The sequence below is a fragment of the Rathayibacter sp. YIM 133350 genome, from assembly GCF_037404875.1.
Taxonomy (GTDB): Bacteria; Actinomycetota; Actinomycetes; order Actinomycetales; family Microbacteriaceae; genus Orlajensenia.
The window spans coordinates 115,068-140,042 of the sequence record NZ_JBBELO010000033.1 but is presented as its reverse complement, the minus strand read 5'-3'; the positions used below and the strand labels follow the sequence as shown (position 1 = coordinate 140,042).

The following is a 24,975-nucleotide window of genomic DNA, read 5'->3' as shown; positions in this document are numbered from 1 at the left end:
GTGCGGGCGCTCAGTCGCTCGAGGCCGTCCCCACGAGGATGCCGCGGGCAAGCGAGTGGAAGTGGTTGTTGAACCCGAGGATGGCGGGTGTCGCATCCGCGGGAATGTCGAGCGTCGGCACGTCGAGGGCGTTGACCACGATGAAGTACCGGTGGGTGCCGGTTCCCGGGGGCGGGGCGGAACCGCTGTACGAGGTGAGCCGGTTCTCGTTCGGCAGGGTGACGCTGCCCTCCGGCAGGTTTCCCCCCTGCGCCGCCCCTGCCCCACGCGCGAGCGAGGTGACCGTGGCCGGGATGTTGAAGACGGCCCAGTGCCAGAAGCCCGAGCCGGTCGGCGCATCCGGATCGAAGATCGAGACGCTGAAACTGCGCGTCTCGGCAGGCGCGCCGCTCCACGAGAGCTGGGGCGAAATGTCACGACCGCCCATCGCGGCGTCCCACTGCTCCTTCTTCAGCGGCTGCCCGTTCTCGAGGTCGTCACTCGTGAGCGTGAGCGGGGGAAAGTCGCGCAGTGCGGCGAGCGCGGCATAGGGGTCGTAGTCCAGCATGTTCTCTCCTTCAATCCGTCCCCGACGGCTTCCCTCACGCAATCACCGCCGGTCTCGCCCGCGCAAGGGGTTGCGAGCGCTCGCAGGATGGTCGGCGATGATGGACGGATGCCCGTGCCGAAGGTTGTGCTCTACTACGCGTTCACCCCACTCCCCGACCCCGATGCGGTGCGGCTGTGGCAGCGCGACCTCTGCGAGTCGCTCGGATTGCGGGGGCGCATCATCCTCTCCTCCGACGGCATCAACGCGACCCTCGGCGGCGAGCTGAAGGCCCTCAAGCGCTACCTCCGCAAGACCAAGGACTACCCGGCGTTCGCCGGCATCGATGTCAAGTGGAGCGAGGGCAGTGGGCTGGACTCCGAAGGGCTCAGCCTCGACTTCCCCAAGCTCAGCGTGAAGGTGCGCGACGAACTCGTCTCGTTCGGGGCGCCGGGCGAACTGCGGGTCGACGACGGCGGAGTCGTCGGAGGCGGCACGCATCTGGATCCAGCCGGCCTGGATGCACTCGTGGCCGAGCGCGGCGACGAGGTGGTGTTCTTCGACGGCCGCAATGCCTTCGAGGCACAGATCGGCCGGTTCGCGGGAGCGGTGGTGCCCGACGTGGCGACGACGCGCGAGTTCGTCGCCGAACTCGACAGTGGGCGTTACGACGACCTGAAGGGTCGCCCGGTCGTCACGTACTGCACGGGCGGCATCCGCTGCGAGGTGCTCTCGGCGCTCATGGTCGAGCGGGGCTTCGGCGAGGTCTACCAGCTCGACGGCGGCATCGCCCGCTATGGGGAGGCTCGCGGCGACGACGGCCTGTGGCAGGGGTCGCTCTACGTGTTCGACAAGCGCGGGTCTCTCGACTTCAGCGACCGCGCCGCCGTCATCGGCCGGTGCGCGGAGTGCGGGGCGGCGACCAAGCGCATGCAGAACTGCGCGGATGCCTCCTGCCGCATCCAGCTGGTGGTGTGCGCGGCGTGCGCAGCCCGCGAAGCCGCCTTCTGCGACGAGCACGCCGCCTAGCCTGACTCCTTCGCCGCGCCGCGCGCCCTGTCGCGGCGCGAGTAGGCCCGGGCCGATCGGCTCGAGAGCGCGAGCAGCACGAGGATGTCGAGCGAGAGTCCGACGAGGGTGGTGCGCAGGGTGATGGGCGCGCCGCCGGCGGCCACGTCGACGGCGGCGAGCACGATGCCCAGGCTCGCCACGACGAGCACGAGCATCCTGGCCCCGTCGACGCCGCGGTAGACGAGCGCCACGACGGCCACCTCGACGCCGAGAACGATCACGCCGATGCCGAGGATGACCCAGAGGGCCGCCTGGGCGAGCGCACCGTCGACGTCGCCGATGACCGTGACGTTGTGACGCAGGAGCTGGTCCCACCCGGCGGCGATGTCGATGAGCCAGGCCGCTCCGCCGATGACGCGGAGCACGACGAGGGCGACCCCCATGGTGATCGTCACCGGCCGTTTCGCGGACGGCGCCGAACGCACCGGAAGGGCGAGGTCGAGGGAACTCTCGAAGGCTGCCCGCTTGCCGGCCGCCGACGCACGCGGGTGACGCACGGGCTCGAGCCGGGAGCGCGTCGGTGCGCCGAGAACGTGGGTTGCGCCGGATTCCTCGGAGTCCTCCGAGGCGAGCGACGCGGTCCGCGTGCTCGCAGCATCCGGTCGCACGTCGATGATGGGCAGGTCGCCGTCGGTCGAGATCGAGTCTCCGCCGCCGTTGCGCGAGTGGTATCCGGTCGAGAAGTCGCGGATGAGCTCCACCCGAGTCTCGGGCGACGAGCGGCGGATGCTCTCCACGATGTGATCGCGTTCGACGTCGGTGTCGGCGTCGATCTTGTGCGTGATCTGCAGCGTGAACAACGAGAACCCGACGGCACGATCGAAGGTGCCGGCAGCCAGCCATTCCACGCGGCGCCCGCCCGGAAGCAGCCAGTCGTCGGGGCATCGCCAGAACCGCACGTGATGCCGCTTGGCGGGGTTGCCGGCCACCTCCTGCTGGTAGGCGAAGTCCTGCTGGCGGCCGAACAGGAACAGCGGGCTCACGGGCGCCTCGTCGTAGCTGCGCCGACTCAGGGTCGACGAGATGATGCGCAGGCTCGAGGCGGCGGTGACGTCGTCGGCGCGGGTCCAGCCCGCCCGTGCCATGGCCGTGTGCACGTCGCGCTCCTCGCCCAGCAGTGCGAGGTTGATGGGGTCGCCGAGCAGCCCGTCGCTCGTGCGTGCCCGCCCGATGAAGTAGTCGGGAACGTAGATCGTCGTGAGGATGCGGTGCAGGCGTGGCAGCACGAGGTACGCCACGAGAACCCAGAAGACCACGAAGTAGAGCACGGAGGACCACGCCCACTGGAAGCCCTCGCCCGCCACGAGGGTCGCGAGCCAGACGGCGGCGAGCCCCGCGAAGATGAAGAAGAAGCCGTCGAGGAACGCACTGACCGAGTAGCGCACACGGCGGCTACCGCGCTGGCGTGTGACGACGACCTCCGACGCGGTCATGTCGCCATGCTAGACCGCGGCTCCGGCCAAGGGGGCCGCCGCCTGCACGCCGTGCACCGAGGGAAGTGCAGGCTCGCCGGACACCGCATCCCACCCCCTGGGATCCGACCGCTACTCTGGGGCCATCCCCCGAGGAAAGGCATGGCGATGCCAACTGGCGTTCCCATCGAGTTCTCCCGCGTGACGAAGACGTTCGGCGCGGTGACAGCCGTCAACGACCTCTCGTTCAGCGTCGAACCTGGCCGGGTGACCGGATTCCTCGGCCCGAACGGAGCCGGCAAGACGACGAGCCTGCGCATCCTGCTCGGGCTGGTGCGGCCGACCTCCGGCACGGCGACCTTCGGCGGCACCGCGTATGCCCGGCTGCCGCAACCGCTCGTGACGGTGGGCGCCGCCCTCGAGGCGGCGAGCTTCCATCCGGGGCGCACGGCGCGCGACCACCTTGGTGTCTACGCCGCTGCCGCCGGAATCGCCGCCCCGCGCGTGGGCGAGGTGCTCGACCGGGTCGGACTGGGCGAGTACGCCAACCGTCGTGTCGGCGGATATTCGCTCGGCATGCGGCAGCGCCTGGGGCTCGCCTACACCCTCCTCGGCGATCCGGGCGTGCTCGTGCTCGACGAGCCGATCAACGGGCTGGACCCAGAGGGCATCAAGTGGATCCGGCTGTTCCTGCGCGAGCTCGCCGCTGAGGGCCGCACCGTGCTCGTGAGCTCGCACCTGCTCAGCGAGGTGCAGCAGAGCGTCGACGAGGTGGTGATCATCGCGAAGGGCGAACTCGTTCACCGCGGCTCGCTCGCCACCCTCGACACGGATGTCGCCCCCCGCGTCGTCGTGGAGTCGCCCGATCGCATTCGGCTCGCAGAGGTGCTGCGATCGGAAGGGCTCGAGTTCACCGAGGGCCGTACGGGACTTCTCGTCGCCGACCCCGACCCTGCTCGCATCGGGCACCTGGCCTTCGTCAACCAGGTCGAGATCTCCGCCTTGCATCGGCAGAAGGCCGGGCTCGAGGAGTCCTTCCTCACGCTCGTCGGAGACGCCGAGGCGTCGGCCGCCGCCGGCCATGCACCGGCGGAGGACGCGGGCCCGGCCGCGGCAGTCGTGCACGATCCTCCGCCGGATGCCGCCCCGTCGCCGCCCGTCGAACCCGCACCCGACTCCGAGGGAGGTGCCCGATGAACGTACTGCTGCGGGCCATCGGAGCCGAGTTCCTCAAGGTGCTCACCACCCGAACGTGGTGGGTGCTCGCGATCGTGATGGCCGCCTACGTCGCACTCCTCGCGGGCGGTCTGGGCGGGCTCTTCGGTTACATCAGCGCTCATCCGGAGGCCGCGCGTGGCGGAAGCGGCGGCGGACTGCCGCCCGGCACCGCCGTGCAGCAACTCATCTACGGGTTCGCCACCACGATCGGCTACGTCTTCCCGGTGCTGTTGGGCGCTCTCGCCACGACCGGCGAGTTCCGCCACCAGACCCTGACCCCCACCTTTCTCGCGACCCCCCGCCGCGGCCTCGTGCTGCTCGCGAAGGTGAAGGTGTTCTTCCTCGTGGGCGCCGTCTTCGGCGTCATCGCGTGGGCGGCCTCGCTCACAGCCGGCGGGCTCGTGCTCGGCGCGGTCGGGCTCGAGAGCCAGCTCGGCCATCCCGACGTCTGGGCGGAGGCCGGCCGCGGCATCCTCGCCATGGCGTTGTGGTCCGCGATCGGCGTGGGGCTCGGCGCGCTCGTGCGCAGCCAGGTGGCGGCGATCGTCATCGTTCTCGCCTTCACCCAGTTCGTCGAGCCGCTCCTGCGGCTGGCCGCTGGATTCATCGATGCCACCGCGGCCATCGGGCGCTTCCTGCCCGGCGCCGCGAGTGACGCCCTCGTGGGATCGAGCTTCTACTCGATTGCCGGCACGGGCGGAGGCGCGAGCGACCCGTTGAGCTGGTGGGCGGGCGCCCTCGTGCTGCTGGCCTACGCCGTTCTCTTCACCGTCGCGGGCTACTTCACGAGCTGGCGCCGGGACGTCTCCTGAGCGCACCGCGACCCCCATCGCGCCGCCCCGCCTCCCCGCCAAGCCCCGCGCTTGAACCATTTCGTCGCCGTTGATCCGCAGGCAACGGATCAACGGGCCCCAAATGGTTCACCGGCGAGGCAGGACCTCGCGGCGCGAGCGGGCAACGGTTAGGTTGGCGGAGTGAGCGAAACCTTCCGGGCCATCGTCGTCGATCGCGAAACGGATGCCGAGGGCCGCCCCTCGCTGACGTCCGGCATCCGCGAATTGCGCGTCGACGACCTGCGCGAGGGCGATGCCGCGCCGCACGGCGACACGGTTCTCATCGAGACCCTCTACTCCAGCCTGAACTACAAGGACGGCATGGCCGTGCGCGGCAAGCCGGGCATCACCCGGGCGTACCCGATCGTCGCGGGCATCGACCTGGTCGGCCGGGTGGCGAGCAGCGAGGACTCCCGGTGGTCAGCCGGTGACGTCGTCGTGTTGAATGGCGCCGGCCTCAGTGAAACCCGACATGGCGGTTTCACCGAACGGGCGGTCGTGGAGTCCGCGTCTCTCGTGGCCGTACCCGCCGGCATCTCGCCCCGGCAGGCCGCCGCGATCGGCACGGCCGGCGTCACCGCCATGCTCGCCGTGCTCGCGCTCGAGCGCTACGGCATCCACCCCGAGCTCGGGCCGGTGCTCGTGTCGGGCGCATCGGGCGGCGTCGGGTCGGTCGGCATCGCGATTCTCGGCCGGCACGGTTACGAGGTGGCTGCCCTCACCGGCCGAGGCGATGAGAACGGCGATTACCTGAGGCGGCTGGGTGCGGTGCAGATCGTCGACCGCGACGAGTTCGCGGAGCCGGGACGACCGTTGCAGAGCCAACGCTGGGCAGCGGGCATCGACTCCATCGGCGGAGTGCCGCTGGCCAACCTGCTCTCCCAGATCGAGTATGGCGGGGCCGTCGCGGCCTGCGGCGTCGCGGCATCCAGCGACCTGCCGACGACCGTGCTGCCGTTCATCCTGCGGGGCGTCGCCCTGCTCGGGGTGAACTCCGTGGAGGCGCCCCTGTTCCTGCGTGAAGAGGCCTGGACGCGGCTCGCGACCGACCTCGACCTCGAGCTGCTCGAGGCGATGACGACCGAGATCACGCTCGACGAGGTGGCGGATGCGGGCGCCGAGATTCTCGAGGGCCGTACGCGCGGTCGCGTCGTCGTGCGCATCGGCCGGTGACCGGAGCCGTCATGCTTTCGGCCGAGGTGCGCGCACGTCGTTTGCACAACCTGCTCGTCTGGTCGCCGGTCGACGACGACCCCGGAGCGGTCGTCGGCCGGCTTCTCGCTGTGCAGGGCCAGGAATTCGCGTACGCCCTGTGGTCGGTGGCGCAACGCATCGAGGAGTCCGTGCGACCGAGCGCCGCCGACCTCGCCGTCTCGTACGACCTCGGCGGCATCCTGCGCACCCACCTGATGCGACCGACCTGGCACCTGGTGGCACCCGATGACGCGCGCTGGCTTCTCACCCTCACGGCGGGCCGCGTGCATCAAGCCAACCGGGGAATGTACGAGCGCAACGGCCTTGACGCCCAGACGCTCGCCCGCACGACGGATGCGATCGCCCGCGCCGTCGATGGCGGGCGGCACCAGAGCCGGGCGGGGTTGCGCACGGCCCTGCAGCAGAGCGGGCTCGAGCTGTCGAACCTCGCCTTCACGTACGCGGTCATGTTCGCCGAGCTCGAGCGCGTGATCATCAGCGGCGCGACGGACGGCAAACAGCGCACGCACGCCGCCTTCGACGAGCGCGTACCGCCGGGCTTCGTCCGCGGCGCTGATTCCTTCGACCACGAGCAGGCGCTCGCCGAGCTGGCCCGGCGCTACTTCAGCACGCGCGGACCGGCATCACTGAAGGACTTCTCGGCGTGGAGCGGGCTCACCCTCGCCGCCTGCCGCACGGGGCTGAGGCTCGCCCTCGAGCAGAATCCCGGTTTTCTCGAAAGCGCCGACGTTGCCGGTGTCGAGTGCTGGCTGCCCCCTGCCGACGCCCCCGACAGCCCGCCGAGTGGCCGACTCGACCTCCTGCAGGGCTACGACGAATACGTGATGAGCTACCTCGAGACGCGCGGCCACATGCAGCATCCGGACTATTCAGCGCCGAGTGTCACGGCGCCGTCGATCCACTTCTTCCTCGTGGACGGACGGCTGGCCGGTTTCTGGAAGCACGAACTGCGACGGGCGGATGCGACAATCACCGTGCACCCGATCGAGCCGCTCTCCGCGGCTGTCGAACGGGCCGAGCGGCGAGCGGTGGCGGAATACGGCGCCTACCTGAAGGTGCCGGTCGAACTCCGCCGCGGCTGAGACGCGGCCTGCGTCGACGGCCAATCGCTAGGACTAGCCTCCCCGCAACGGGATGATGAGGGCATGGCCCTGATCGCATCCGCCGTCGTCGCACTCGCCGCGCTGCTGCACGTCTACATCTTCTTGATGGAGAGTGCGTGGTGGTCGCGCCCCTCGACGTGGAAGCGCTTCGGCGTTCCCAGCCAGGAGGCGGCGGACACCACGCGCCCGATGGCGTACAACCAGGGTTTCTACAACCTGTTCCTCGCCATCGGGGCAGCATCGGGACTGGTGGCCTACTGGTCGGGCGCCGAGGCCGCCGGCGCAGCGCTCATCCTCTTCAGTACGGGATGCATGCTCGGCGCGGCGATCGTGCTCACGACGACGGGACCGGGATACCTGCGGCCCGCTCTCGTGCAGGGGTCCCTTCCCCTCGTGGGCATCGTGCTGTTCGCCATCGCGCTGGCCCTCTGACGGCGATGTCACCCGTACTGGGGGCGGTCGCGGCCTCGGGGCGCCGGTAGCTTCTGACTCGGTTCACGCTTCTGAGGATTGCTCAGGCCGTTCGAGGGGTGTGTACCGATCGCACCATGCCTACCCGAACGGACGAGCACTCACGGGTTCTCGTCCGGCGCACACCCGACACCCGCCCCTCACCCGGAACCCGAAACCGATGACTGGCATCTTGATGCGCGCCCGCGCGCACGCAGCGGCGACCCGACGACTGCTGACCCGCGCCCGAGCGCATGGTGTCTGCGCGCCCTTCCCCCGACCGTCCGCTGACGCGGTCAATCGCCTCCCCGGCGTCGCCCCAACGGCGCCGGGGAGCCACCCGCTTTCATGACGTCTGCACACCCTGGTTCGCGAGCGGTGAACCGCACTGCAGAGCGGGACCGCTTCACGGACATCCCGACCGCCGCGCTGACGAGGTTCAGGAACGCAACAGCGCCCGCGGATCTGGTGGTCGTCATCGTGACGTACAACAGCGCCGCTCACATCGACAGCTGTTTGGCCTCACTCCGGGTCGCCAGCGCCCGCTTGGCGGTACGAGTGATCATCGTCGACAACGCGTCGAGCGACGGAACACTCGACCTGGTGAAACGCAACCACCCCGACGTGATGACTCTCGACTCCGGGAGCAATCTCGGCTACGCGGGTGGGATCAACCACGCACGCGCCCACCTGGGCGCTCACCGGGCGCTGCTCATCCTCAACCCCGATCTCACCCTTGAACCCGCGAGCCTGAACAATCTGATCTCGCGGCTGGAGCGTGCGGGTAGTGGCATCGTCGTGCCACGTATCCTCAGTCCGGACGGCGTCACCTATCCATCCCTGCGCAGGGAGCCGACCCTGTTGGCAACGTTGGGTGATGCCGTCTTCGGCGGCCGGTGGCGGGGGCGCCCAGCCGCCCTGTCGGAGACGGATTTCACCCGGTCGCACTATACGTCGCCTCGGCGAATCGACTGGGCGACGGGCGCTGCCCTGATGATCGATGCGAAGAGCGCAGAACGCCTCGGCACCTGGAATGAGATGTACTTCCTCTTCTCTGAGGAAACGGACTACATGCGTCGGGCTCGGGACTCCGGCGTTCAGATCTGGTTCGAACCGTCCGCGTCAGTTCGGCACGCTCAGGGCGGCTCCGGATTCTCCGCCCGACTGAACGCGCTCTCGTCGGTGAACCGCATCCGCTACATCCGTGAGTTCCATTCGCGCGGGTACGCGGCGGTGTACCGCCTCATCACGGTGCTTGCTGAAGTGATCCGGCTGCGCAGGCCGCAGAACGCGGGAGTTCTGCGGACGGTACTCGACGAACGACGGTGGGCCCGACTCGTGCCGCCCCGCACCCGACGATCGGCAACGCTCGGCTACCTGGTGCCGGAGTTCCCAGGCCAGACGCACGGCTTCTTCTGGCGCGAGATCCAGTGGCTGCGTCGAGAGGGAACGAACGTCGATGTCGTCTCCACGCGCAGGCCCGCACACGGCACGACGTCTCACAGCTGGGCCGCCCAAGCCGCGGGAGACACGCACTATCTCGCGCCCCTGCGACCGGCCACCCTGTTCGCAGCGACAGCGGAACTTCTCAGAGCCGCCGCCCGCGGCAGGATGCCGGCGCTCGTGCGAGCGCTTCGAACCGCCGCGGCAGAACGGCCGACTCGCCTGCCCCGACAGGCGCTCCTCGTCATGGTGTCGGCCGCTCTGGTGCTTCGTGCGCGTCGGAAGCGGTGGGATCACCTGCATGTGCACTCCGCTGCGGACTCCGCTCAGATCGCCCTCTACGCGCACACGCTGAGCGGTCTTCCGTACAGCCTGACCCTCCATGGGCCCCTCGCGGACTACGGCCCCAACCAGCACGCCAAGTGGTCGCACGCCTCATTCGGCCTCGTGATCACGGAGGAGTTGCGATCGGAACTTCGAGAGCGCCTTGGACGCGCGACACCGAAGACGGTGGAACTCGCGCCCATGGGCGTGGACCCGGAGCAGCTGACGCGACGGCGGCCATATCGCCCCTGGGGCAACGGAGAGCCGGTCCGCCTCTTCAGCTGCGGCCGCCTCAACCCGAGCAAGGGCCACGACGATCTGATCCGCGCGGTCGCCCTGCTCGTCTCGGAGGGCCGGGACGTCCGGTTGCACATCGCCGGCGAGGACGAACACGGAGGGACCGGCTACCACCGAGTTCTCGATGCATTGATCGACCGTCTGGGCCTGCGGGAGAGGGTGCAGCTTCTCGGCACCGTATCGGAGGCGCGGATCATCGAAGAGCTCGAAGACTGCCACGTCTTCACTCTCGCGAGCCACGCAGAACCACTGGGAGTGGCCATCATGGAAGCGATGGCGATGGGCGTTCCGGTCGTGGTCACCGAAGGAGGCGGGGTCGCAGCCCTCGTGGAGGACGGGGTCACGGGTCGCTTCGCACGGGCGAACGACGCCGAATCGCTCGCCCGTGTGATCGCCGAGGTGCTCCACGACTCGGAGGCTGCGATGACGCTTGGGTCGTCGGGCGCCGCACACATCCGGCGGGGGTTCACGAGCGACAACGGGGCCGCCCGGATCGCGCAGCTGATGAGGCCGGGGCCGTCCGCGCAAACGGCGTGAGGACATTCTCATCTGCGCCGAACCGCTGATCAGAACGACTTATTGCTCCCCTGCACGCCGCGCCCCCTCCGCCGGCGGTGCACCACTGACATGATGCTGCTAGTCTGCCGCACAGGTTTGGGGACCTGAAAGTTCCGCACTTTCATCCGAGCATGAGTTCAGGTCACGGTCGCCATGGATACTCTCGCCCCACACGCCGCCCGACACAGGGCGTGGCGGATCATCGCTGGGCTCGCACTGGCCGGCTTCGCTGTCGCGGCGGCGGTGAATGCCCCGGCCGTTTCGTTCGCGGGGACGACGGTGAGCGTCTTCTCGCCGTCGACCCGACCCCAGATCGAGGCCGATCCTGAACGTCGCACCGTGCAACTCGGCATGCGATTCGTCTCGAGCGTCGCCGGTACCGTGACGAGCATCCGCTACTACCGCTCAGCCGAGAATCGCGGGCCCCACTACGGCGGCCTGTGGTCCACGGACGGGAAACTCCTCGCGATGACGCAGTTCTCATCGGAGACCGAGTCCGGATGGCAGAGCGCCACCCTCTCGAAGCCCGTGAAGATCAAACCCGGTCATGAGTACATCGCGTCTTATCTTGCCGTCTTCGGGCGCTATTCCGCGGACAACCACGGCTTCGACAAGCCGATCCGGAGCGGGCCGCTCACCGCTCTCGAAGGTCTCTATCGGTACGGTTTCGGCGGGATGCCGCGTCACAACTACGAGAATTCCAACTATTTCGTGGATGTCGAGTTCGTGCCGTCGGCTGTCACCACCCCGTCGCCGACGACGACCCCGAAACCCACTGCGACGCCGAAGCCGGGCGATCCGACCGTGAGCGCAACGGTGCGACCTGTCGACGGAGGCGCCGACTATTACGGAGGATTCACGAACGGGCTGCCCTCGACGGCGGACTACTTTCCCCTTGGAGTGTGGTTCGAGAGTGTGACCTCCGAGGGCGACGTCAGTCTCGACAGGGCGGCTGGCATCAACACCTACGTCGAACTGACCGCCAACTCAGATCTCGGCATCGTGAGAGCAGCCGGCTCGTATGCCGTGACCACACTCAGTTCCGCCTTGAACAACGGCTCGCTCATCGCCGATGAGGCCGACATGTGGGCCGGTCCAGGGAGCGGCACCTGGACGGGCAACTATCCGGGTCATGGCGACGTCTGCAGTCCCTCCGATTCGCCGTGCGGCTATACCGTCATCAAGACGCTCATCGACGCGAATCCCGCTGGCGTGATGACGTATGCCAACTACGGCAAAGGCGTCACCTTCTGGCAGAGCGATGCGGAGGCCCGCCCGTTCGTCAATGCAACTGACGTGGTCTCAGCTGACAACTACTGGTTCACGGATCCCAACATCTGCGGAGCAACGGAAGGCGGGTGGGGCCCTGGAACGGGCGTGCCACTCAGCGACGCGCAGTGCCGCTCCGCCGCCAACTACGGATGGACGGTCGGCCACCTACGCAGGCTGGTCCAACCGACGGGCTCACGCCCCGTCTGGAACTTCGTCGAAGTGGGCCACCCCGCCGGAGAGGATTGGACGCCCACCATCACAGCCCCCCAGATTCGCGCGGCGGTGTGGAGCGGCATCATTCATGGCGCGCGAGGCGTGATCTACTTCAACCACAACTTCGGTGGGCCATGCCAATCGCAACACGTGTTGCGAGAACAGTGCGGAGCGACGGTGCGTCCCACTGTCAGCTCTGTCAATGCGCAGATCTCAGAGCTGGCGCCCGTGCTCAACGCTCCGTTCATCGACGGCCTCGTCACCGCGTCGGGGCACGTCGACTCGGCTGTGAAGTTGTACGAAGGTGTCTTCTACGTCATCGCTGGATCGACCTCCGATAATCCTCAGCAGGTCACGTTCTCCAGCGAATGCACCGGGGGAACCACCGCCAACGTCCTCGGAGAGAGCCGCACGGTTCCTATCAGCGGAGGGCGGTTCAGCGATACCTTCGCAGATGGGAACGCCGTGCACATCTACCGAATCGACGGCGGCACCTCCTGCGGTCTCGGCTGAGAGAGCCGGCTCACCAGCCTTCCCGGCTCACGCCTTACGGCGGTTCTCCGAAGTCGGCGCTTCGGCCCCGTCGATCAGAGGGGAGATGGTGGCCGTCGGACCATCCGCGGCACCCGCCTTCGATGCCGGCTGACCTCGTCGCCTGGCGCGGCCCCTGTCGAGCCACCGGCCGAGCGAAACCGCGCCGAAGAGCAGCACGATCCCGGCCACGCCGACGACCACGACTGCCCTGAGCCTGCTCGAGAACTGTTCGGTGGCCTCATCGGGATAGGCGACGACCAAAGAGGTGAACAAGTAGCGATCGTCGGCGCCGTTGATCTTCTGAACGCTCGAAAGTTCGCGTTCGAAGAACTTGCCGAGTTGCGTCGTTGTCTCGATCGACTGCTCGGGCGATGAGCCGACGCCGGTGATCCGAACGATGAGGCCGCTGCCTCCGATGCCCGGGGAGACGGTGAACTCCGTGCCGAGCCCGGCATCCTTCAACTCCTGTGCCGTACCCGGAGAATTGAGCCTCGTCATGACGACGTTTGCGATGAGGTTGGGGTCCGTTGACCGCAGGTAGGGGTTGTCGCTGTTGAGATTGCCGAGCTCGGGATGCTCCTCGATCTCGGCCTCGGTGGGAATCTGCGGATTGACCACCGCGTAGCTCATCGTCGATTCGTAGGCCCGCGGTCCGAGGAAGTAGACGTAGCAGGCCGCGGCGACGGCTATCACGAGCGTCGGCAATACCAGCCACTTGTACCGCCAGAGAGCCCGAACGACAGACAACGGATCCATGCTCAGACTCCTCCGATTGCCCCGGAACGCGAGGATGACCGCTCGCGAAGGGAATGTGGTTCGTGTGGTTCACGCGGTTCGCCTGCTTCTTCGGCACGAACCAGGATCCAGACAGCGCCCGCGAGACCCACGATCGCCGGATAGACGAGGGCGAAGACGGGGAACGACAGGGAGTCGAACGTCAGGGAGCACACACCGCCGACCGAAGCGCCGGCAGCCAGCGCCCCTGCGAGAGCACGCAACCGTGGGTCCCGTGCCGTGCGCGCAGCATGAATGCCGGCGATGCCCGGCAGGAGCAGGTAAATCCCCAAGGCGAACACTCCTATGGTCCCCAACGTCACGAGCGTGTTGAGGTACTGGTTATCGAGTATCTCCAGCGCGTTCGTCGGCATGTAGTTGCCCGGACCCGAACCCAGTACCGGATGAGCATCCATCAGACGTGCGACACGAGGGTAGTTGTTGAGTCGCGTCGCGATCGAGGGATCGGAGCTGTCGGCCGTCACGGCCGATCCCAGCGTTCCGATGAATCCGGGAACGCTGATGAAGATGAACCCGACGACCACAGGGATGATCATCAGAGCCTTCCGACGAATCGGGCCCGGCAGGAAGGGCAGGAAGACCGATGTTCCTACGATCAGACCCAGCACTCCGGAGCGTGAAACCGTGCAGGCGACTCCGAAGAGAAGGAGGCCTGCTTGAGCCCAATGCAGCCACCGCCTCCCCCGGTCGTCGAAGAGCGCCCGCCACAGCGAGAGTGGCAGGAGCATGGCGCAGACGACACTCAGTTCTATCGAGTGGAAAGTGCTGCCGGCGACCCGAATGAAGTTACCGCGCAACTGGAAGGGCGTGTCCCCGCCGTTATATGTGAAGCCCGGCATACCCAGCTGCACCCACTCCATCGGGTTGATCCGAAGAAAGAACTGCGCGAGCGCGACCAAGCAGCAGAAGAAGCCGCCGGCCAGCAACGCCTTGACGTACATCATCACGTCAGAGGCCGTGCGCGCCGTCTCGGCGATGACCAAGATCAACGCAGCGCTGGCGGCGAGCAGGATCAGCCATCTGTCTCCGGCGGCGCGGGATGTGTCGGTCGTCGAACCGGTGAACCCGATGTACATCGCAGCGTACGACGCCAAGGAGGCAAGGACGATGGCACTGATCGCCAAGCGCCCGGGATGCCGAGTTGGGATTGGATCGTGCAGCCCCCACACGCTCGAGGCGATCCAGAGCAGAAAGAGAAGGCAGCACAACAGGATGGGGACCGTCGCTGCCGCCCCGATCGGCTTGATGATCATGCTCGAGGGAAAGAAGAAGATGCTGAACAGGGTGACCCGGACGAGAAGCGACGGGCGCGCACCCACCTCGGTTCCGTGCTCGGTTGACTCCCTCCGCCGAGTCAGACTTTCCGGAGGTGCGAGACGTGCGTGCGATTTGGAGAGGTTCATGTCTGCCCGGCCCGCTCTGCCATGACGCTTCGGCGCACGTCGAGTGGTGTGCCGGAACGGGCTGACACCATCACGGCGACATCGTTCGGACCCACCGTGCCGAGGAAGCGTCGCATGGAGTCGGCATCGAAAGCGACTTCGTCCGGCTGCACGATGCAGTGCATATCATCGGTGAACACCGGCGCCTGTTGGCGACCGACGATCTCTTCGACGTAGACGCCGTAGAGGATCATCTCGGAGAAGTGCAGCTCACGGCCGATTGCCGTGGACCACGGCGCCGCGGTCACTTCTTCGATGCGTGCGAGCATCGAGCGAACCAGCGCGGGCTGCCATATGCAGGGCCAGCATATGTAGTCGGGAAGGGTCGTCGAATCAGTGGGCTCCAGACCCAGCAGCCGACGGGCCACGGAGTGCCATACCCTGTGGCGTGGAAGGTCAGGTGTGACACCACCTGCCAGTCGATAGAGCGGCACAGCACTACCCGCCATGAACGTCTGGGTGGAGAAGGGTGCGACGAACTCGAGATCCGAGTCCGCCAGAAGGGCGAGATCGGCGGTGCAGTCGGCGACGGCTTGGATCTTGACGATCTGTTGAGCGATCCACCCTCGAATCGGCGGCAACGGGTGGCGCGCATTGACCCAGAAGTTGTTTCCAGGCACGCGGAGGAAGGTGGTCGGGAGGTAATCGGCCGCGTCCGCGACGCTCGTCCGGGTGCCGGAAAGGCTCGCGAACGCCGGGAGGTCACGTCGGGGAACGACGATCCGGTGGTTCACGGACTCGTCCGAGAACGCCAGGACCGACGCTGCAAGATCGGCACAGAGGCCGCGGTCGGGGCGGTAGCTGGGTGTGATGACCGTCATGGTGGCGCTGGTCATGACGAGACTCCGGCAGGGCGGGAGGACGATTTCGGCGCGAGCTCGTCGAGCTCGTCGAGAATGATGGAGGCGACCCGCTTCTGGGCTGTATCCCAGCCCGGCCTGATGAACGCCGCCGCCCTCGCCGCGCGCGCGTCGACGTTGGGGTCATCGACGACAGCGCAGAGTGCTTCAGCCAGACTCGAGGGACTCGGGTACGCCCACTTCGCATCCGGATGATCCAGATCGGCGCGTGCGAGCGGATTGTCATTGATCACGGGGATCGCTCCCGCAGCCAGCATCTCATCGGCTACGAGGCTCACGTTCGTGAACGATAACGCCAAGCCCCCGACGACCTCGTTGTAGAGCCGATTCAACTGTGACGGTGGAAGCCGCCCGTGATTGACGACCGGAATCGACCAGTCGACGATGTTCCCGCCGAACACGTGGATGGGCTGGTCGGGACGCATCCGGTGAAACTCCTGAAGCGCGAGCTTTCCCAGGAGATACCCGCGTCGATCGTTGCCCGGCTTGGCGTAGAAGACGACTCCCGACCGCGCGCCCTCACTCCGAAGTGAATAGACGCCGGCGTCCCTGCCCCATGGCACTTCATCGGAGGGGATGCCCAAGACCCGCAGCTGATCGTGCACCATTGCGCCCAGCGCCAACGTGCGGAAGCCGAAGCGGTAACTCATGTCGGCGAGCGCAGACAGGCTGCCGCGAGGATAGAAATACGGCTCATAGTCCTGAACGAAATACAGCCGGCGGCGAGCTTCGGCAGAGCGCCGTGCCAGGACATGCGCGGTCTCCCAGGAGCTCGCCACGACCGCGTCCATCGCATCGAACCCGCTTTCGACCGTCCTGACATCGGCCCGCAGCCATGGCCAGTTCTCCCGGATGACGCGTTCATGGCGCGCCAGATCACCGCCGCGTGGGTCGTACAGGTAGATCACACTCCTCATGCCGAAATCGGCGAGCCCATCGGCCATGCGGAAGAGCGTCGTATGGCCGCCAGAGCCCGGTCCGGGAGCGGTGCAGATCCAACCCACTCGAGGCGCGCCTTCTCGAATGTTCCCGGCGAGCCTCGGAGCTTCGACATCCGATGGGTCGCACAGGTCTTGCTCCGCGATGGAGAGCTCCAGCCGTTGGGCATCCAGTCGGTGATAGAGCTCGTACGCCAGTCGTCGTGCCACCCCGGCGACGCCTTCGGCTCGCATGCGGCGGTAGACCTCAGCAAGGCTTGCCCCGTTGGTGAAAGGAATCGCCATGTGTCACCTCAATCCGATCCGGCCGTCGTTCACAGGCCGGTTCGCCATCGTTGCCGCGTGCTCAGATTGTTCGCGAGGCGACGACGAGCCGCCCATCCGATGAGGCGCGCCGACCGTACGGCCCTACTCGGGCCCAACGACACCGCCAACGCGAACATCCGTGACTCGGGGCTCTCGCTCACGTCTACGCCGAGGCCGCGCGCGAACGCCTCGTACGCCTGCGTCTCTGGAGTTCCTCCGCGTCCGCGAGCGTAAGCGGCCACTCCACGCCCGAGAGCTTCCGCGGCCAGCGATCGCTTCGCCGCCTTCAGTCCGATGGCGCCGGCGACCGGGTCCACCCCGTCGCCGAAGAGGGTCTCGAAGGCCGCGTGACGCTCCTCGAGTTCCACGATGACATCACCCATGGCAACCGACAGACTTCCCGCGTGCTCCCGATGCCATGCCTGGTCGCAGCCAGACAACCAGCCGACGTCAGAAGATCGCGCGATCCGCATCCACATCTCCATGTCATGCGCATGCGGCAATGCCCGCTGGCCCCCGACCGCCTCCACGACCGACTTCCTCATGAGGACTTCAGGAGACGTGATGCAGTTGCACCCGCGACGCACCCGTTCATCCAGCCAGCTGCGGCCCTCCCACAGCACCCAACGGGTGACCTGGCCGCGAAAAGTGGCGGGGATTCCGTCGCTGAAGTGCACAGGGTGCCCATAGATCAACCCCGCCGTCGGGTGGCTCTCCGCGAACGCGGTCGCGCGTGCCAACGAACCGGGGGTCAGGAGATCATCAGCGTCGAGGCGGACGAGGTATTCCCCCTCAGCCTCCGCGAGCCCATCATTGAAGGTCTGCACGGGTCCTGCGTTGCGGGTGTGAGTCAGTACCCGCACGCGGGCGTCTCGGTTCGCCATGCCCTTCGCGACCGCGACCGAGTCATCGCTGGAGGCGTCGTCCACGACAACGACGTCGACGTCGACGAATTCCTGCCCGAGGACGCTGCCAATGGCGTGCGGCAGGTAGCGCGCGTAGTTGTAGCAGGGGATGACGACACTGACGCGGGGCGGATTGTCGGGCCGCCGGCGAACGTTCACGGTACTCTCCAGCACCGTGACCGAGGAACGTGTTGTCGCGGTCGTCATGACGTCGACGCCTCGGCGCGCGGGAGAGGGGTCGCGGGCTGCGGCATCGTCGGCGAAGCATCGACCTGTTCGGCCGGCGGGACGACCTGCACAAGCTGGGGGGCCACCGCCGAAGCGCTCTGCGCCGACGGTTTACGTGCCGCGGCCAACTCGCGTTTCAGCCAGCGCCGAACCAAGAGCCAATAGACGCCGGCAGCCGCGCATCCTCCGCAGAGAAGCGCGAGCAGTGCCGAATGCGCGAGCGGCACCTGGATGAGCGCGGCCAGACCCGCGGCAGGCACCGTCGCGATAGTCGGGACGGCACTACCGCTCAGGAGGGGGCGCAGCCGAACGCCGTGGCGCCTGAGGGTGACCAGGTATGCCGGGAGTACGACGAGAACCGAGACGACGACGTGCACGAGAGCGGCGCCGATGATGCCGAGAGCGGCCGTACCCACGATCATGCCGACGAGGATCGACACGAACCAGATCACTTGGACGATGAGCACCGAACGCGATGACCCCCGCGCAAGCAGGTAGGAGGCGAAGTTGTCGAAAACCGCACGGAAGGAGCCGACGATGCCGAGCGAGGCCAGGATGACGGCGGAACCGGCCCACTTCTCGCCGTACAGTACGACGATCACCGGTGTGCTCAGAACCGCCAGAAGGGTTCCAGCGGGCAGCGATGCCGCCCAGGTGAGCACCGTCGCTCGTCGCAGGCCCGCGTAGGCCTCCGCTCCCGAGGCGCGGGAGAAGTAGGGCAGGGCGACGGATCGCACGACCTGCGCGATAGCCGTCATCGGCCAACTGGAGATGTTGAAGGCGAGCACGTAGAGACCGAGGGCGGCGGGACCCACGAGGCGGGCGATGACGACGTTGTCGACGTTCAGTAGCGCCCATGAGAGAAAATTGGCGGCCGCCACGGGAAGCCCGAAGGCGAGGATAGGTCGAAGGAGCGAGCGATCTACCCCGAATCGGGGAACCTCGCGTGCAAGCACGAACTGCAGGACGACCGCGGTCCCCTGCGCGACGACACGGCCGATCGCGAGGCTCAACACGCCCCATCCGGCGGCGATCAGGCAGAGTGTGACGACAGTCGAGAGCACGAGGTCTACGGCCGCGACGACGAAGAGTTTCCTCTGTTCGAAGCGACGCTGGAGCATCGCGTATGGCACGACCCCGATGCCTGCCAGCAACAGTGTGCCGCTGAGCACGGCGATCGCCGGAGCTGCGGCCGGCGCGCCAAGAGTGGCGGCGACCTGGCCGGACAGAGCGATCATCGTCAGTGTGAGCGCGAATCCGACGGTCGCGCCGAGAGTCGCCACCGTTGGCGCCCGCTTCCTCGGGTCGTCGCTGCGGATCAGATCCGCGGAGAGCCCCAGGTCGGCGAGCGTCATCAGAATCGTCTGCACGGTGAGGGCGATCGCATACAGACCGAATTGCTCCGGCGTCAGGACCCGCGCCAGCACGATCCCGACGACCAGACCCCCGAGCCGGAGTGCGAGGCTGTTGACGGTGCTCCACGCCACGCCGGAGCCGACACCGGGTGTCGGGCGACCGCGCGCCGAATCGTGCCTCACGTTCCGAACCTTCGCCAGCGTCGCCACCGAAGCGACCACCGTGCGCGCTCGAGCAGCGCGTGCGTTCGCGCGAGCGGCCGCGCAGCAATCGGATGACCGAGACGCCAGACATGGAGGCGCCAGCCCGGGGTTCTCACGATCCTCGGCAGACATTCCCGCGCCGCTTGGGTGAATTCGGCCGAAGCGGCCCGACCCTCCGGACCCTGCCCCTCGAGGACTCCCGCTCGACGCAGCGCCTCCTTCGCCATCGTCCTGCGAGCGATGCGATGCAAGGCTCCGGCGTCGCGAGCGGTGTAGAAGCCGCCCTCTGCGAAGAACAGATCGAAGGTGTTGAGCCGGGCTCGAAAATCGACGAGGTCGCCCGCGAAGGTGGTCAGGTGCATGTTGCCGCCGTGCACTCGGTAATACGCCTGCACCGGCCCGTTGACCCGTGCGACATCTGAGACGGCTGCCGCGCGCATCCACAGGTCCATATCGGCGGTCTGCGGAAGGGCCGGGTCGTAGGCACCGACGCTCTCGAGCACCGAACGACGCATGATCGCCTCGGGATTGACGATCGTGTTGCTCCCTCGCACGCACATGCGTCTCAACCACGCGCCGCCCGACCAGATGCGTGTGCTGCTGCGTCTGGGCCGGTCGGGCGCTGGCACGTCCACGAAGTCTTCCGCGTATCCATAGACGAGCCCGACCCCGCGGTGGGCCTCCATGACCGCGGTGGAGCGGGCGAGCGCACCCGGTGCGAGCAGGTCATCGGCAGACAGCAGCACGACATACTCACCGCCGGCCCTGCCCAGTCCGTCGTTGTAGGTGGCGATATGGCCGTGGTTGGTCTCATGCGCCACGACGCTGATCCGATCATCGCGGGCGGCGAGCTCTCGCGCGACATCGACCGAGCCATCCCGGGACGCGTCGTCGACGATGATCACATCCACATCGACCCCCGGTTGGTCGAGCGCACTGCGAACCGCCTCGGGAAGGTAATGCGCGTAGTTGTAGCACGGGATGACCACGGTCACCCGAGGCATCTTCGCCACCTCTGGCCGGGTCCGCGCCGGACGCGCTGCCGCGGCGAGCGTGCGGTTCGTCGAACTCATGCGATGGCCCTGATCGCTTCCGTCCCGGTCAACACGTCGGCCAGCGCATCCGCCACCAGCTCCTGCTGCTGCTCGGTGAGGTGCGGGAACATCGGCAGCGACAGGATGCGGCCGGCCGCGGCCTCGGCGACAGGGAACAGGCCCCGTCCGAGTCCGGCGCCCGCATAGGCGGCCGTCAGGTGCAGCGGCGTCGGGTAGTGGATGGCCGTTCCGATGCCGCGCGCCGCCAGTTCGCGCGCGACCTCGTCGCGATTGCCGAATCGGGCGACGTAGAGGTGCCAGACGTCCAAGTTGCCGGGCCGCGTGCGAGGCACCTGCACGCCGAGCGGCTCCAGCAACTCGGCGTATCGGGCCGCGGCCGCCCGGCGGTGTGCGTTCCAGTCCTCGAGCCGACGCAGCTTGGCGCTCAGCACCACGGCCTGCACCGCGTCGAGCCGGGAGTTGACGCCGATGCGCTCGTGCACGTACTTCACCGAGCTGCCATGCGCTGCCAGCTCGCGCACGGCGTGGGCGAGCCCGGCGTCATCCGTCGTCACCGCGCCCGCGTCGCCGGCTGCTCCCAGGTTCTTGCCGGGGTAGAAGCTCGTCGCCGCGATGGTGCCGAGTGATCCCGTGCGGCCGAGGAGCGAGGACGCTCCCTGCGCCTGCGCATTGTCTTCGATGAGCGGGATGCCGGCACGTGCCGCGATCGGCAGCAGCGCGCCGATCGGCGCGACCTGGCCGTAGAGGTGAACCGCGATGATCGCCTGGGTGCGCGGCGTGACGGCGGCGGCCACCGCATCCGGATCGATCAGCAGGAAGTCGGGGTCGACGTCGACGAACACCGGCGTGGCACCGACTCGGGACACCGCTTCGGCCGTCGCGATGAACGTGTTGACGGGGAGGATGACCTCGGCGCCGGGTTCGATCTCCAGTGCACGCAGGGCGAGCTCGATCGCATCCGTGCCGTTGGCGACACCGACGGCGAAGCGCGCACCGCTGAACTCGGCGAACTCGCGCTCGAACCCCTCCACCTCGGGACCGCCGACGAACGACGAACTGCGGAAGATGCGCTCCCACGCGGGGAGAACCTCGTCGGCGATCTCCGCCTGTTGCGCGTTCAGGTCGAGGAAGGGAACGGTGAGGGCCTGCGCCATCTCACACTCCCTTCGACGCGGCACGGATGGAAGCGACCACCCGCTCGATGTCGGCAGGCTCGAGCTGGTGGTAGAGCGGCAGGATGAGCGTCGAGTCGGTGAGGTGCTCGGTGATCGGCAGCGCCGGCCGGGCGACGCCGGCGTACGCCGGCTGCCGGTGGGAGGCCATGATGCCGCGACGGGCCGAGATGCCGTCGGCGGCGAGCGCGGCCAGCAGTCCCTCGCGATCGAGCGGGAACTCGGGCAGCACCTCGATCCAGAAGGACTGGAAGTTGCTCGTTCCCCATTCCGGGTCGGTACTCAAGCGGATGCCCGGCACGTCGGCGAGCAGTTCGCGGTAGCGGGCCACGTTCTCGCGGCGCTGATCGACCACGACCGGGAGCTTGGCGAGCTGTACCAGCCCGACGGCGGCCTGCAGGTCGGTCATGCGGAAGTTGAAACCCACCTCCGCGTACACCTCGGGAGGTGCCAGCAGGCTGGAGTGCCGCTCGCTCGCCGAGACGCTCATCGCGTGCTCGCGCAGGCGACGCGCGCGCGCAGCCCACTCGGGGCGCGAGGTCGTGAGCATGCCGCCCTCGCCCGTGGTGAGGATCTTGCGCGGGTGGAACGACCACGCAGTCAGCTCCGCTCCGGCGCCGACCGGTCGGCCGGCGTAGGTGGAACCGGCTCCACAGGCGGCATCCTCGATCACGACGATGCTCAGCGGGTCGCAGAGCGCGCGGATGGGTGCCAGGTCGACCGGCATGCCGCCCTGGTCGACGACGATCACGGCACGGGTCGTGGGGGTGAGGGCGTCGGCGACGGTGTCGACCGTCACGTTGCCGGTCACGGCATCCACCTCCGCGAACACCGGCGTGGCCCCGACGTACCGGGCCGCATTCGCCGTCGCGATGAACGAGAACGACGGAACGACGACGTCATCACCGGGCCGGATGCCCGCAACGATGAGCGCCAGGTGCAGCGCGGTCGTGCAACTCGAGGTCGCGACGGCTTCCCCTGCCTGCATCTGCTCGGCGAATGCTTCTTCGAAGGCCGCAACGCGCGGGCCCTGGGCGACCCACCCGGATGCGATGACCTCGGCGACGGCGTCGGACTCGTCGGTGCCGAGCCACGGCTTCATCACGTTGATGCGGGTGAGGGTTGCCTCGCTCATGCGACGGGTACCGCCTTTCCGGAACGGACGGCCTCGCGCTGGGGCCGCCACCAGTCCACGAGCTCGCGGAGCCCGTCATCGAGGCCGACCTCGGCCTGGAACCCGAGCACCTCACGGGCGGCGGAGGTGTCGGCGAGCCGGCGCACGACGCCGTTCACCGCCCGCTCCGGCCCATGCGCGACGGGAAGATCGGAGTCCATCACCCGCAGGAGCGCCTCGGCGAGCTGCAACAGGCTCGTCTCCGTGCCACTCGCCACGTTGAACACGCCCTCGGTCACCTCGCTCGCTGCGGCGAGGAGGTTGGCCCGGGCGATGTCGCGGGTGTAGATGAAGTCCATCGTCTGGGCGCCGTCGCCGAAGATGAGTGGCGCTTCGCCGTCGGTGATCCGCTCCATCCAGCGCACGAGCACCTCGGTGTAGAGGCCGTGCACGTCCATGCGTGGGCCGTACACGTTGAAGTAGCGCAGCAGAACGTAGTCGGTGCCGTACATCGCCCGGAAGCTGCGGAGCATTCCCTCGTTGAACGACTTGGCGGCGCCGTAGAAGGTGTCATTGTTGTGGTGGTGATGCCGCTCGGGCGTCGGGAACTGCTCGGCCATGCCGTAGACCGAGGCACTGGATGCCGCGACGATCTTGTCGACCTTGTGGCGGGCGGCGGCCTCGAGCACGTTGAAGGTACCGTCGACGAGCACCTCGAGTGCGAGGCGCGGCTCCTCGGCGCACTGGGTGATGCGGATAGCTGCCTGGTGGAAGACCAGATGCTTGCCGCGGGTGACATCGTCGATGAGGTCGCGGTCGCGGATGTCGCCCTCGATCAGGCGCACCCGGCCACTGGCCAGTGCGCCCTCGAGGTTCTCGACACGGCCGCGCACGAGGTTGTCGAGCACGTCGACGGAGGCGACCCCCGCATCCAGGAGCTGGTCGACGATCGTCGACCCGATGGTGCCGGCTCCGCCGGTGACGAGCACATCCGCGCCGCGGAGAGCGGAGTCGATGCGGGAGGCGGAAGAGGAGACGGGTTCGGGCACGTAGGGTTTTCCTCACTCGAGGCCGACGGTCGGGTGTCAGCGGTCTGCGGTTCGGTCACGCCGGCCACGACGGCACGGCGAACGTGCTGTCGTAACGGAGGCGGCGCAGCCAACCGTTCGAGTGATCTTCCGAGAACGACGAATGCCGTTATCGAGGAATCTTCGGGTGTGTCACCGTTCTACACGAGCCCCGGTGTGCGCTCTGCCCCCCGTTCGGGGTCGCTTCAGAGGCTCAGTTCGTCGAGCCGATGGCCGCGAAGCCGATGGAGAGGAACAGCACGGCCAGCGCGGCGCCGATGAGCACCTCGATGGCGCCGATCACGATGCCCGCGACGGCCCATCCGTTGCTGAAGCCCGCACGGCGCGACTGCACGAGGGCGATGATGCTCACGATCATGCCGATCAGGGCCGTGAAGAACGAGAGCACGAAGCCGACGATTCCGAGGGTTCGACCCGGATCGTCTCGGGGATTCCGGGGCGCTCGGTCTTCGTCGAGCCCCTGGAGGTTCTCGGGGTTTCCGCCCGGCAAGATGGGACCCTGTCCGGGAATCTCGCTGAAACCGGTCATGATTGCACCTCGTTCTCGTGGGCGACCGCATCCGGCTGCATCGCCTCGTGGATGACCGGGGCCTCGCTGCCGGTGGCTTCGGAGGAGTCGACTGCGAGGGAAGGGTCTTCGGAGATCTTCAGCGAGCTGATGAGGTCGACGGCGTGCGGAGTGCTCACGATCACGCGCGAGAACTCGCCCTCGGCGATGTCGATGACGACGGCCTGCCGCTTGTTCTTGACGACCAGGAAGTCCTTGCCACCGTGGAACTTCCACGTTCCAAGGGCGAGGGTCAGCGGAACGGCCGTTCCGGGAGCCCGGATGCCGCGGATCCAGATCCACGGGTCATCGGTGATCGCGACCGAGCGGATCTCATCACGCCGCACCACGATGTCCTCGCGACGCAGCGCCAGCACGCGCTCGGCAGCGGTCAGGTGAATCTCGAGCCGATCCTGATGCACCCTGAGCGACGCCATACGCCTATCCTGCCAACTCCCAGCGACAAACGCGTTGTCGACATGGCACAACGCTGCGCT

The 24,975-nt window shown here is 67.7% G+C and carries 22 protein-coding genes; 8 read left to right on the top strand and 14 right to left on the bottom strand.

The annotated features are described in order from the left end of the window. Positions 1-10: 10 nt before the first annotated feature. Complete coding sequence (locus tag WDJ51_RS11145) at positions 11-547, bottom strand: YbhB/YbcL family Raf kinase inhibitor-like protein (protein ID WP_337852533.1); 537 nt, start codon at positions 545-547, stop codon at positions 11-13. Positions 548-655: 108 nt separating this feature from the next. On the opposite strand from WDJ51_RS11145, the gene trhO reads away from it, so the two are divergent. Then, on the top strand, positions 656-1,555 hold the full coding sequence (gene trhO, locus WDJ51_RS11140) for an oxygen-dependent tRNA uridine(34) hydroxylase TrhO (RefSeq protein WP_337852532.1): 900 nt from the start codon (positions 656-658) through the stop codon (positions 1,553-1,555). Here the strand turns inward: trhO and WDJ51_RS11135 are convergent. Continuing rightward, a complete protein-coding gene (locus tag WDJ51_RS11135; protein ID WP_337852531.1) occupies positions 1,552-3,030 on the bottom strand; it encodes an LssY C-terminal domain-containing protein in 1,479 nt (492 codons plus the stop codon). The genes trhO and WDJ51_RS11135 overlap by 4 nt on opposite strands. 141 nt (positions 3,031-3,171) lie before the next feature. On the opposite strand from WDJ51_RS11135, the gene WDJ51_RS11130 reads away from it, so the two are divergent. From WDJ51_RS11130 to WDJ51_RS11100, 7 genes are all read left to right on the top strand, one after another. Continuing rightward, on the top strand, positions 3,172-4,206 hold the full coding sequence (locus WDJ51_RS11130; RefSeq protein WP_443218487.1) for an ATP-binding cassette domain-containing protein: 1,035 nt from the start codon (positions 3,172-3,174) through the stop codon (positions 4,204-4,206). Continuing rightward, entirely contained in the window at positions 4,203-5,039 is an 837-nt protein-coding gene (locus WDJ51_RS11125; RefSeq protein ID WP_337852530.1) for an ABC transporter permease, read from the top strand. Before WDJ51_RS11130 ends, WDJ51_RS11125 begins: the two co-directional genes overlap by 4 nt. Before the next feature lie 162 nt (positions 5,040-5,201). Continuing rightward, complete coding sequence (locus WDJ51_RS11120) at positions 5,202-6,233, top strand: acrylyl-CoA reductase family protein (RefSeq protein WP_337852529.1); 1,032 nt, start codon at positions 5,202-5,204, stop codon at positions 6,231-6,233. Next, entirely contained in the window at positions 6,230-7,357 is a 1,128-nt protein-coding gene (locus WDJ51_RS11115; RefSeq protein WP_337852528.1) for a winged helix DNA-binding domain-containing protein, read from the top strand. The genes WDJ51_RS11120 and WDJ51_RS11115 overlap by 4 nt, the downstream gene beginning before the upstream one ends. Positions 7,358-7,420: 63 nt before the next feature. Continuing rightward, the gene (locus WDJ51_RS11110) at positions 7,421-7,810 is read left to right on the top strand and encodes a DUF1304 domain-containing protein (RefSeq protein ID WP_337852527.1); all 390 of its coding nucleotides are present in this window, start codon (positions 7,421-7,423) and stop codon (positions 7,808-7,810) included. Positions 7,811-8,206: 396 nt separating this feature from the next. Continuing rightward, on the top strand, positions 8,207-10,429 hold the full coding sequence (gene epsE / locus WDJ51_RS11105; protein ID WP_337852526.1) for an exopolysaccharide biosynthesis GT4 family glycosyltransferase EpsE: 2,223 nt from the start codon (positions 8,207-8,209) through the stop codon (positions 10,427-10,429). Between the two features lie 174 nt (positions 10,430-10,603). After that, positions 10,604-12,448 carry a DUF4082 domain-containing protein gene (locus WDJ51_RS11100; protein ID WP_337852525.1) on the top strand — a complete coding sequence of 615 codons (1,845 nt, stop codon included), beginning with the start codon at positions 10,604-10,606 and terminating at the stop codon, positions 12,446-12,448. Between the two features lie 27 nt (positions 12,449-12,475). Here WDJ51_RS11100 and WDJ51_RS11095 read toward each other — a convergent pair whose 3' ends face one another. The 12 genes from WDJ51_RS11095 to WDJ51_RS11040 form a co-directional block, all read right to left on the bottom strand. Further along, positions 12,476-13,225 (bottom strand): chain-length determining protein, encoded by a 750-nt coding sequence (locus WDJ51_RS11095; RefSeq protein WP_337852524.1) that lies wholly within the window; start codon positions 13,223-13,225, stop codon positions 12,476-12,478. A 2-nt stretch (positions 13,226-13,227) separates the two neighbouring features. Beyond that, positions 13,228-14,583 carry an O-antigen ligase family protein gene (locus tag WDJ51_RS11090; protein ID WP_337852523.1) on the bottom strand — a complete coding sequence of 452 codons (1,356 nt, stop codon included), beginning with the start codon at positions 14,581-14,583 and terminating at the stop codon, positions 13,228-13,230. 80 nt (positions 14,584-14,663) lie between these two features. Continuing rightward, the gene (locus WDJ51_RS11085; RefSeq protein ID WP_337852522.1) at positions 14,664-15,542 is read right to left on the bottom strand and encodes a DUF6492 family protein; all 879 of its coding nucleotides are present in this window, start codon (positions 15,540-15,542) and stop codon (positions 14,664-14,666) included. Beyond that, positions 15,539-16,789, bottom strand: coding sequence for a rhamnosyltransferase WsaF family glycosyltransferase (locus WDJ51_RS11080; RefSeq protein ID WP_337852521.1), 1,251 nt, complete (start codon positions 16,787-16,789; stop codon positions 15,539-15,541). The genes WDJ51_RS11085 and WDJ51_RS11080 overlap by 4 nt, the downstream gene beginning before the upstream one ends. A gap of 29 nt (positions 16,790-16,818) precedes the next feature. Further along, positions 16,819-17,922 (bottom strand): glycosyltransferase family 2 protein, encoded by a 1,104-nt coding sequence (locus WDJ51_RS11075; protein WP_337852520.1) that lies wholly within the window; start codon positions 17,920-17,922, stop codon positions 16,819-16,821. After that, positions 17,919-19,481, bottom strand: coding sequence for a lipopolysaccharide biosynthesis protein (locus tag WDJ51_RS11070; RefSeq protein WP_337852519.1), 1,563 nt, complete (start codon positions 19,479-19,481; stop codon positions 17,919-17,921). Before WDJ51_RS11070 ends, WDJ51_RS11075 begins: the two co-directional genes overlap by 4 nt. Next, positions 19,478-20,575, bottom strand: a complete 1,098-nt coding sequence (locus tag WDJ51_RS11065) for a glycosyltransferase family 2 protein (RefSeq protein ID WP_337852518.1) — start codon at positions 20,573-20,575, stop codon at positions 19,478-19,480. Before WDJ51_RS11065 ends, WDJ51_RS11070 begins: the two co-directional genes overlap by 4 nt. Next, entirely contained in the window at positions 20,572-21,711 is a 1,140-nt protein-coding gene (locus tag WDJ51_RS11060; RefSeq protein WP_337852517.1) for a DegT/DnrJ/EryC1/StrS family aminotransferase, read from the bottom strand. The genes WDJ51_RS11065 and WDJ51_RS11060 overlap by 4 nt, the downstream gene beginning before the upstream one ends. A gap of 1 nt (position 21,712) precedes the next feature. Next, positions 21,713-22,864, bottom strand: a complete 1,152-nt coding sequence (locus tag WDJ51_RS11055) for a DegT/DnrJ/EryC1/StrS family aminotransferase (RefSeq protein WP_337852516.1) — start codon at positions 22,862-22,864, stop codon at positions 21,713-21,715. Continuing rightward, a complete protein-coding gene (locus WDJ51_RS11050; RefSeq protein WP_337852515.1) occupies positions 22,861-23,892 on the bottom strand; it encodes an NAD-dependent epimerase/dehydratase family protein in 1,032 nt (343 codons plus the stop codon). Before WDJ51_RS11050 ends, WDJ51_RS11055 begins: the two co-directional genes overlap by 4 nt. A gap of 232 nt (positions 23,893-24,124) precedes the next feature. Beyond that, positions 24,125-24,460: a DUF4190 domain-containing protein gene (locus WDJ51_RS11045; protein ID WP_337852514.1), complete on the bottom strand. Its 336-nt coding sequence runs from the start codon at positions 24,458-24,460 to the stop codon at positions 24,125-24,127. Then, positions 24,457-24,915, bottom strand: coding sequence for a hypothetical protein (locus WDJ51_RS11040; protein WP_337852513.1), 459 nt, complete (start codon positions 24,913-24,915; stop codon positions 24,457-24,459). Before WDJ51_RS11040 ends, WDJ51_RS11045 begins: the two co-directional genes overlap by 4 nt. Positions 24,916-24,975 lie beyond the last annotated feature (60 nt).